4 protein-coding genes and 1 rRNA gene are annotated in these 9,683 nt (G+C 71.8%); 3 read left to right on the plus strand and 2 right to left on the minus strand.

Going from position 1 to position 9,683, the window contains the following annotated elements; genetic code table 11:
- Together rrf and ACFWA9_RS36055 are read left to right on the plus strand one after the other, a co-directional pair.
- Positions 1–83, plus strand: a 5S ribosomal RNA gene (rrf, locus tag ACFWA9_RS36050); the annotation flags it as partial.
- Positions 84–159: 76 nt separating this feature from the next.
- Positions 160–1,029, plus strand: a complete 870-nt coding sequence (locus ACFWA9_RS36055; RefSeq protein ID WP_380393223.1) for a phosphatase PAP2 family protein — start codon at positions 160–162, stop codon at positions 1,027–1,029.
- An 81-nt stretch (positions 1,030–1,110) separates the two neighbouring features.
- Here the strand turns inward: ACFWA9_RS36055 and ACFWA9_RS36060 are convergent, their stop codons facing one another.
- Together ACFWA9_RS36060 and ACFWA9_RS36065 are read right to left on the minus strand one after the other, a co-directional pair.
- Positions 1,111–1,674 carry an acetate uptake transporter gene (locus ACFWA9_RS36060; protein WP_380393226.1) on the minus strand — a complete coding sequence of 188 codons (564 nt, stop codon included), beginning with the start codon at positions 1,672–1,674 and terminating at the stop codon, positions 1,111–1,113.
- 288 nt (positions 1,675–1,962) lie between these two features.
- The gene (locus tag ACFWA9_RS36065) at positions 1,963–4,524 is read right to left on the minus strand and encodes a SpoIIE family protein phosphatase (RefSeq protein ID WP_380393229.1); all 2,562 of its coding nucleotides are present in this window, start codon (positions 4,522–4,524) and stop codon (positions 1,963–1,965) included.
- A gap of 570 nt (positions 4,525–5,094) precedes the next feature.
- Between ACFWA9_RS36065 and ACFWA9_RS36070 the strand changes: the two genes are divergently transcribed.
- The gene (locus tag ACFWA9_RS36070; RefSeq protein WP_380393232.1) at positions 5,095–9,597 is read left to right on the plus strand and encodes a HAMP domain-containing protein; all 4,503 of its coding nucleotides are present in this window, start codon (positions 5,095–5,097) and stop codon (positions 9,595–9,597) included.
- Positions 9,598–9,683: the final 86 nt, after the last annotated feature.

A 9,683-nucleotide genomic window follows, 5' to 3' on the forward strand; every position in this document is an offset into this window, starting at 1 on the left:
ACATTCCGAACCCGGAAGCTAAGCCTCACAGCGCCGATGGTACTGCAGGGGGGACCCTGTGGGAGAGTAGGACGCCGCCGAACAATCATTCCAAAAAGACCCCCTCCCGTTCGGGAGGGGGTCTTTTTGCGTTAACGTCTCCCCAGCACAACCCGCTCGGTGGAGAGGCGCGAACCGTTGCAGAACCTGACTCTTACCTGGCAGTCCGCCGGGGGTGCCGCGGTCGCTCTCTACGGAGGCGCGTACGCGGCCGCCCGGGTGCGGCGCGCACCGCTGTCGGCGCTGCTGCGGGAGGCCGGCACCTTGCTGGCGCTGTTCGCGCTCTGGCAGCTGGTGGGGCATCTCTCGCTGATGAGCGCCGAGCACGCGCTGGACCGGGCGAGCTGGATCCACCGGACGGAGCTGGCGATCGGCCTGCCGGACGAGGCCTCCTGGCAGGCGGCCGTGACCTCGTGTCCGGCCGTGGTGAAGGCGGCGAACTACTACTACGCGTCGATGCACTTCACCGTGATGATCGCGGTGCTGCTCTGGGTCTTCGTGCGGCACCGGGCGCGCTACCCGTGGGTGCGGAACACGGTCGTGATCACGACGGCGATCTGCCTGGCGGTGCAGTTCATCCCGGTGGCGCCGCCCCGGATGCTGCCGCAGGAGGGGTTCGTCGACGTCGCGGCGGAGTACGGGCAGTCGGTGTACGGCGGCGCGGTCGGCGGGATGGTCAAGGTCGCCCAGCTGTCGGCGATGCCGTCGGTGCACGTGGCCTGGTGCGTGCTGGCGGCGGTCGCGGTGATCAGGGTGTCGTCGAGCCCGCTGCGCTGGCTGGTGGTCCTGCACCCGGTGCTGACCGTCGCGGTGGTGGTGGTCACGGCCAACCACTTCTGGGCGGACGGCCTGGTGGCCGTGGTGATCCTGCTCTTCGCGTACGCGGTCCAGGCGGCCTGCGGCCGTCGGCGCGCCCGCCGGGCGTCGTCCGGTCCGGACGCCGCGGTGGCCGGAGCCCAGACCGGGGAGCACGTCACCACCGGGAGCTGACGCGGGTGCGAGCACCACGGGCCGGTGGGCCGGACCTCCCTTCCGTGGAGGTCCGGCCCACCGGCGTTCGCGCGTCGGGTGCTACTTGACCGGCAGTGCCACCCGGCCCCACGCGCTGTTGGTCATGGCTGCGGTGGCCCAGTACCAGGCGACCAGCCCGGAGGCCGCGGCGACCCAGCCGGCGAACTTGGCGAGCCCGCCGGAGGTGGCGAAGGTCGCGATGGCGGAGAGCGCCAGGGAGACGGTCAGCAGGCCGTACACCGCGCGGCTGAACCAGCCTGCCTTCCAGCTCGCGGCAGCGAGGGTGAGCGCGAGCAGGGCCCAGAGCAGCAGGAACAGGCCTGCCGCGTTCTTGCCGGCCCCGCCGGCGGCCGACCAGGTGGCCCAGAAGGCGCCCAGGCTGGTGAAGGCCGTGCCGGTGAAGCCCTCGCCGGCCCGGAGCTGCCAGAGGCCGGCGATGAACAGGGTGAGGCCGCCGAGGAGGTGGGCGAGACGGGCGGAGTCCCCGACCCCGGTGCCACTGAAGATGCCAGTGGAGAGGAGGCCGTAGGCGAGGAGGGTCAGGCCGAGGGCGAGGTAACCGAGGTTCCCCGCGTCGGCTCCGGTGGAGCGGGCGTTCAGTGCCCCGGTAGCTTCGTTGCTCACCGGAGGCTCCTTTCACTCTGGGCGCGCGCAGGGCGCTGTGAACCGCAGGAGGATGTTCGATGAGGTGGATGCGCGCGACCGCGCCGAGGGCGCACCACAGGAGGGTGCGACGGCTGCGGTCAGAATGATGGGCCAGCGGGAAGAACTGCTGGTCGTGTCCCCGCCGGGGGATTCCCCGGTGAGATCGGTGTACCCGGCCGGACCAGCTTGTACCCTTGTGAATCACACAATTTGTGGCGTCGTCAGCTGTGGAACGCTCATGGTTGGACCCCGGGTGAGCAGACTCGGTCAGCCCGGGCGCTGGGTGGGGACGCGCAGGGTGAGGATCGCCATGTCGTCGGACGGCGGCTCCGGCGCGAAGCGTTCGACCGCCCGCTGTACGCGCAGGGCGACGGCACCGGCCGTCAGCCCGGTACAGCCGGTGAGCACCTCGGCCAGGCCGTCGTCGCCCAGCATCCGCGACCCCTCGCGGCGTTCGGTCACGCCGTCGGTGACGCAGAGCAGGACCTCGCCGGGGGAGAGCACCAAGTGCTCTGCGGTCAGGTCGAGTTCCTCCATCACGCCGAGCAGCGGCTGCGGGGTGGCGGCCCGGTCGACCTGGCCGTCGGTGCGCAGCCGCAGCGGCAGCGGGTGGCCGGCGCAGACCATCGACAGCTCGGTGCTGCCGTCCGGTCGGGGCGTGAGCTCGCCGTAGAGCAGGGTGAGGAAGCGGCTGCGCGAACCCTCGTCCAGGATGGCCGCGTTAAGCCTGCTGAGGACCTGCGGGGCGTCCAGTCCCTCGCGGGCGAGCAGCCGCAGCGAGTGCCGGGCCAGGCCGGTGACGGAGGCGGCCTCGGGACCGGTGCCGCAGACGTCGCCGATGGCGAAGCCGTAGGTGCCCTCGCGGATGGTGAAGAGGTCGTAGAAGTCGCCGCCGACCTCGTTGCCCTCGCCGGCGGCCTGGTAGTACACGTCCACCTCGACGCCCGGGATCTCGGGCAGGTCCGGGGGGAGCAGACTGCGCTGCAGCGCCTGGCTGGTGGCGGTGCGCTCGGAGTAGAGGCGGGAGTTGTCGAGCGCGAGGGCGGCCCGCCGGGAGAGGTCCTCGGCGAGTTCCAGGATCTCCTGGCGGAACCGGACGCCGGCCGGGACGCCGAGCGCGAGCAGGCCGATGACCCGGTTGCGGGCGGCCAGCGGCAGGACCACCGTCTCACCGAGCAGGCCGGAGAGCTCGGGGTTCGCGGAAAGCCCGCCGGTCCGCGCGGTCTCGGCCGGCGCCGCCCAGAAGCGGGCGCCGTGAGTGGGTCCGGAGTCCGGGGCGGGCGTCTTGTCGAGCAGGGCGCGCAGCGGGTCGATGCGGTCCTCGTCCTCGTGCAGCACGAAGGCGAGGGAGGCCGGGGCGCCGTGGTCGCCGTTGGTGTACACGGCGCACCAGGAGGCGAGGGTGGGGACGGCCATCTGCGCCATCAGGGCGAGCGTCTGCTCGTGCTCCAGCGTGCCGGCCAGCAGGTCGGAGGCCTCGACCAGGAAGGAGAGCGAGCCGCGGCGCAGCCGTTCGAGCTCGGTCAGCCGGGTGCTCTCGATGGCCAGGGCGACCCGGTCGGCGGCGAACTGCAGGCGCAGCGCGTCCTCGTTGTCGTAGCGGCCGGGCGCGGCGGCGGCGATGCCCAGCGAGCCGATCAGCCGGCCCTCGACCTTGAGCGGGACGGTGAGCAGCGAGCGCATGCCGCTGTCGCTGAGCACCGGCAGACCGGTCGGCCGGGTGGCGAGGTCCTCGTGGACGGACGGCAGGCGGGCGGAGTCGTAGCGGTTGCCGGTGCCGACCGGGAAGCGGGTGTGGCGGCGGTGGCCGGAGGTGAGGCCGGTGGCGGCCCGGACCTCGAACTCGGTCTCGTCGTCGGTGGTGAGCAGCAGGTAGGCGGCGTCGCCGTCGAGCAGGTCGCGGGCACGTTCGACGGTGCGCTGGAGCAGGGTGTCCAGGTCGTCGGTGGCGGTGGGACCGGCGAGCAGGTCCAGCCGGGAGCCGGTCGGGTCGGGCTTGTCGCCGGGCAGCGCCCGGGCGGGCGAGCGGAGCACCGCGCGGTCGGGTTCGAGGACGAGCAGGCAGAGCGTGGACGGGACGCCCACGGCGTCGCGGATGCGGACCTGCAGGCCGTAGACCTCGACGGTCCGGCCGTCGGCGTGGCGCAGGCCGTAGCTGCCCTCCCAGCGGGCCAGCCGCAGCGTCGCGGCCAGCCCGAGCCCGGTGCCGGGGCCCTGCGGCCAGACGGCGAGGTCGGCCCAGGGGCGGCCGAGCACGGTGTCGGCGGGGTGCTGGAAGAGCGCCTCGGCGTCCGGGTTCCAGGCGAGCACGCGGCCGTCGTCGTCGAGCTGGACGACGGCGACGTGGACCGGTCCGGCGCTGCTGGGCAGTTCGCTGCCCGGGGTGGCGGGGACGGCGTAGCGGGTGCCGGTGACGTGGGCGGGCAGGGCGAGCCGGAACCAGACGGTCTTGCGGCCGGCGGAGTACTCGACGCCCCAGCGTTCGGCGAGGGCGGAGCACATCAGCAGGCCGCGGCCGCCTTCGCCGTCGGGGTCGGCGTAGCGCTCGGAGGCGGTGACGGGGACGTCGGCGAAGGACGGCAGGCCGCGCTCGGGGTGGTGGTCGGTGACCTCGATCCGGACGGTCTCCTCCTCGCGCAGGCAGCAGACCTCGGCGGCGGTGCCGGCGTGCACCACGGCGTTGGTGACGAGTTCGCTGACCAGGACCACGGCGTCGTCGACGATCTCGGGCAGGCCCCAGCCCAGCAGCGCGTCCCGGACGAACGAGCGGGCGGCCGAGGCCGACCGGCCGACCGGTTCGAAGGTGGCGGCTGCGCGCGCGGTGACCACGTTGCCACTTCTCCTCTGCTCTGGCCCGGCTGCCCGGGTGCGGCGGCGACCTCCCCGTGGGCGCCGGCGGGGTGAGCGGCGGCGCTGGGGCGGGTCGTGGCCCGGTGCAGCGCCCCACCCTACTTTCCGGTTGGTTCCCCGTGGGGGCGGGGCGCCGAAACAGGCACCTGAGGGTGATTCTGCCCACCTGTTTCGGTCGGGGCGGTACCAACCGAGCGCAACCGGCCGTATACCCGGCGCCGGTGCTGCCAGACTGGGGGGTCCGTGACGCCCGTGGGAGCAGTACGGTCGATGCGGGTTCCGGTGGTCCGCGAGGTCACCGGGACGCTGTAGCGCCGACCGGTGTGGCTTCGCGCCCCGAAAACGGGGCACGGGGGATCACCGGACAGTTCACGATCTGGGAGGGGCCCGTTGAGTTCGGCCACCAAGGACGCAACCGGTACGACGCCGCCTGCCCAGCGCGGTGTGCGGCCCGGGGCCGCGCCGCGGAGCGCGGCCGGCCGGCGAGCGAACCACAGCCGCGGAGCCGAGCCGGCGGAGCTGCGCAAGCTGCTGGCCGCGCTGACCGCGATGCGCGACGGCAACTTCCGGCGGCGGCTGACCGTGCCCGGCGACGGTCCGCTGGCCGAGATCGCCGCCGTGTTCAACGAGGTCGCCGAGCGGAACCAGCACCTGACCGGTGAGCTGGCCAGGGTCCGGCGCGCGGTGGGCCGTGAGGGCCGGCTGAACGAGCGGCTGGAGACGGGTGCGGGCGAGGGCGCCTGGATGGCGGCCGTCGACAACTGCAACGCGCTGATCGACGACCTGGCCCGGCCGATGGCCGAGGTGGGCCGGGTGCTGGCCTCGATCGCCGAGGGCGACCTGGACCAGAAGATGGAGCTGCGCTCGCTGCACAGCAACGGGGTGAGCCACCCGCTGCGCGGCGAGTACCTGAAGATCGGCCGGACGGTCAACGGTCTGGTGGACCAGCTGTCGGAGTTCACCGACGAGGTGACCCGGGTGGCCATCGAGGTCGGCACCGAGGGCAAGCTGGGCGGCCAGGCCAAGGTGCGCAGCGTCTCGGGCAGTTGGAAGGACCTCGCGGACTCGGTCAACACGATGGCCGGCCGGCTGACCGCGCAGGTGCGCAACATCGCCCAGGTGACCACGGCGGTGGCCAAGGGCGACCTCTCGCGCAAGGTCACGGTCGAGGTGGCCGGCGAGATGCTTGAGCTGAAGAACACCGTGAACACCATGGTGGACCAGCTGAACGGCTTCGCGGCGCAGGTCACCAGGGTGGCCCGGGACGTGGGCACGGAGGGCCGCCTGGGCGGTCAGGCGCAGGTCCCGGGCGTCGCGGGGGTGTGGCGGGACCTCACCGACTCGGTGAACTTCATGGCCGACAACCTGACCGGCCAGGTGCGCAACATCGCGCAGGTGACGACGGCGGTCGCGCGCGGGGACCTCTCGCAGAAGATCGAGGTGGACGCGCGGGGCGAGATCCTGGAGCTGAAGAACACCATCAACACGATGGTGGACCAGCTCTCCGGCTTCGCCGAGCAGGTGACCCGGGTGGCCCGCCAGGTCGGTACCGAGGGCCGCCTGGGCGGTCAGGCGCAGGTCCCGGGCGCCGCCGGGGTCTGGCGGGACCTCACCGACAACGTCAACTTCATGGCGAACAACCTCACCGATCAGGTGCGCAACATCGCGCAGGTGACGACGGCGGTGGCCAAGGGCGACCTGTCGCAGAAGATCCAGGTGGACGCGCGGGGCGAGATCCTGGAGCTGAAGAACACCATCAACACGATGGTGGACCAGCTGGGCGCCTTCGCCGACGAGGTGACCAGAGTCGCCCGGGACGTCGGTACCGAGGGCATCCTCGGCGGTCAGGCGAGCGTGCCGGGGGTCTCCGGCACCTGGAAGGACCTGACCAACAGCGTCAACCTGATGGCCAACAACCTGACCAGCCAGGTCCGCAACATCGCGGAGGTCACCACGGCGGTCGCGCGCGGCGACGTCTCCAAGAAGATCACCGTCGACGCCCGCGGCGAGATCCTGGAGCTGGTCACCACCGTCAACACGATGGTCGACCAGCTCTCGGCGTTCGCCGACGAGGTGACCCGGGTGGCCCGCGAGGTGGGTACCGAGGGGATCCTGGGCGGCCAGGCCCGGGTCCGCGGGGTGTCGGGCATCTGGAAGGACCTGACGGACAACGTCAACTTCATGGCGTCCAATCTGACCAGCCAGGTGCGCAACATCGCCGAGGTCGCCACCGCGGTGGCCCGCGGTGACCTCTCCAAGAAGATCGACATCGAGGCGCAGGGCGAGGTCGCCGCGCTGGCCGGCACCCTGAACACGATGGTCGACCAGCTCTCCGCCTTCGCGGTGGAGGTGACCCGGGTGGCCCGCGAGGTCGGCACCGACGGCATCCTGGGCGGCCAGGCCGGGGTGCCGGGCGTGGCCGGGATCTGGAAGGACCTGACCGACAACGTCAACCTGATGGCCAACAACCTCACCGGGCAGGTCCGCAACATCGCCCTGGTGATCACGGCGGTGGCCCGCGGGGACCTCTCGCAGAAGATCGACGTCGATGCGCGCGGCGAGATCCTGCAGCTCAAGACCAGCATCAACACCATGGTCGACCAGCTCTCGGCGTTCGCCGACGAGGTGACCCGGGTGGCCCGCGAGGTGGGCACCGACGGGCGGCTCGGCGGGCAGGCCCGCGTCCCCGGCGTGGACGGCACCTGGCAGGACCTCACCGAGTCGGTGAACGAGCTGGCCAACAACCTGACCCGGCAGGTGCGCGCGATCGCCCAGGTCGCCACCGCGGTGACCAGGGGCGACCTCTCGCTGCGGATCGACGTGGACGCGTCCGGTGAGCTCGACGAGCTCAAGGACAACATCAACCAGATGATCGCCAACCTGCGCGAGACCACGCGCACCAACCAGGAACAGGACTGGCTGAAGACCAACCTGGCCCGGATCTCCGGCCTGCTGCAGGGCCGTCGGGACCTGGAGGCGGTCGCCTCGCTGATCATGACCGAGCTGACCCCGGTGGTCTCGGCCCAGCACGGCGCGTTCTTCCTGGCCCAGCCGGCCGGCCGGACCGCCGAGCTGATCACCGAGGACGACGACGAGAACGACACCGTGCTGCGGCTGATCGGCAGCTACGGCTACCAGCGGCGGGCGATGCCGACGACCTTCCGGCCCGGCGAGTCGCTGATCGGCCAGGCGGCGGTGGAGAAGCGCTCGATCATCCTCAAGGAGGCCCCGCCCGGGTACCTGAAGATCGCCTCGGGCCTCGGGGAGGCCTCGCCGGCCCACATCGTGGTGCTGCCGGTGCTGTTCGAGGGCCGCCTGCTGGGCGTGATCGAGCTGGCCACCTTCAGCTCCTTCACCACCGTCGCGCTGGACTTCCTCAACCAGATCGCCGATCTGATCGGCGTCACGGTCAACACCATCAGCGTCAACACCAAGACCGAGGGCCTGCTGCTGGAGTCCCAGCGGCTCACCGCCGAACTCTCGATGCGATCAGCCGAGTTGGAGGCGCGCCAGGAGGAACTGGAGCGGACCAACGAGGAGTTGCAGGAGAAGGCCGAGCAACTCGCCCAGCAGAACCGCGACATCGAGATCAAGAACAGCGAGATCGAAGAGGCCCGGCAGGTCCTGGAGGAGCGCGCCGAGCAACTCGCCCTGGCCTCCCGCTACAAGAGCGAGTTCCTCGCCAACATGTCGCACGAGCTGCGGACCCCGCTCAACTCGCTGCTGATCCTGGCCAAGCTGCTCTCCGACAACAACGAGGGCAACCTCTCGCCCAAGCAGGTCGAATTCGCCGACACCATCCACGGCGCCGGGTCGGACCTGCTCCAGCTGATCAACGACATCCTGGACCTCTCCAAGGTCGAGGCGGGCAAGATGGACGTCCGCCCGTCCCGGATCGCCCTGGTGCAGCTGGTCGACTACGTGGAGGCCACCTTCCAGCCGGTCGCGCTGGACAAGAACCTGGACTTCGCCGTCCGGGTCTCCTCGGCGCTGCCGGTCACCCTGCACACCGACGAGCAGCGGCTCCAGCAGGTGCTGCGGAACCTGATCTCCAACGCCGTCAAGTTCACCGACTCCGGCGCGGTGGACTTCTCGATCAGCCCGGCCGGCCCCGACGTCCCGCAGCACGTTCGCGAGCGGCTGCTGGAGGCCGGCGCGATCAAGGGCCCGGACGACCCGCTGATCGCCTTCTCGGTCTCCGACACGGGCATCGGCATCCCGGAGAACAAGCTGCGGGAGATCTTCGAGGCGTTCAAGCAGGCCGACGGCACCACCAGCCGCAAGTACGGCGGCACCGGTCTCGGGCTCTCGATCAGCCGGGAGATCGCCCGGCTGCTCGGCGGCGAGATCCACGCCGAGAGCGAGCTGGGCGCGGGCTCGACGTTCACCCTCTACCTGCCGCTGCGCACCGACGGCGGGGAGGTCGCGCCGCCGTCCGCGCCGAACGCCCCGACGATCCGCGCCGCGGTCGGCGTCACCCCGGCGGGCACGCCCGTCCCGGTCGGCGAGAACCCGGCGGACCACTGGGCCCAGGAGGTCCGCGAACTCGCGGAGGAGCGCCGCCGCGGCGCCGTGGAGCGCCGTCGTGCGGCCCTGGAGGCACCGATCGAGGGCCGGCTGCCGTCCGGCGGCCCGGCGGCCCACCAGCCGTCCCGGGTGGACACCCGCTTCGACGGTCAGCAGGTGCTGATCGTGGACGACGACGTCCGCAACGTCTTCGCGCTCACCAGTGTCCTGGAGCAGCACGGGCTGACCGTGCTGTACGCCGAGAACGGCCGTGAGGGCATCGAGATGCTGGAGCAGCACGAGAACGTCGCGCTGGTCCTGATGGACATCATGATGCCGGAGATGGACGGCTACGCGACGACCGAGGCGATCCGCCGGATGCCGCAGTTCGCCGGGCTGCCGATCATCGCGCTGACCGCCAAGGCGATGAAGGGCGACCGGGAGAAGTCCCTGGAGGCCGGTGCCACCGACCACATCACCAAGCCGGTGGAGACCGACCACCTGCTCACCGTGATGCACGAGTGGCTGTCGGCGCGGAAGTCCTGACGCGGCCCTCCGCGGCCGGGCCCGCCCCCGCCGCCCGGTACCCCACCGGGTCGTGGGGGCGCGAACCCCGGAGCCCGCTCCGGGGT

Origin of the sequence: Kitasatospora sp. NPDC059973, from assembly GCF_042737525.1 — a bacterium.
GTDB lineage: Bacteria > Actinomycetota > Actinomycetes > Streptomycetales > Streptomycetaceae > Kitasatospora.

What these genes read in the sequence shown, in the direction of transcription:
- ACFWA9_RS36070 (WP_380393232.1), top strand. Translation starts at nt 5,095, where the DNA reads ATGCGCGACGGCAACTTCCGGCGGCGGCTGACCGTGCCCGGCGACGGT.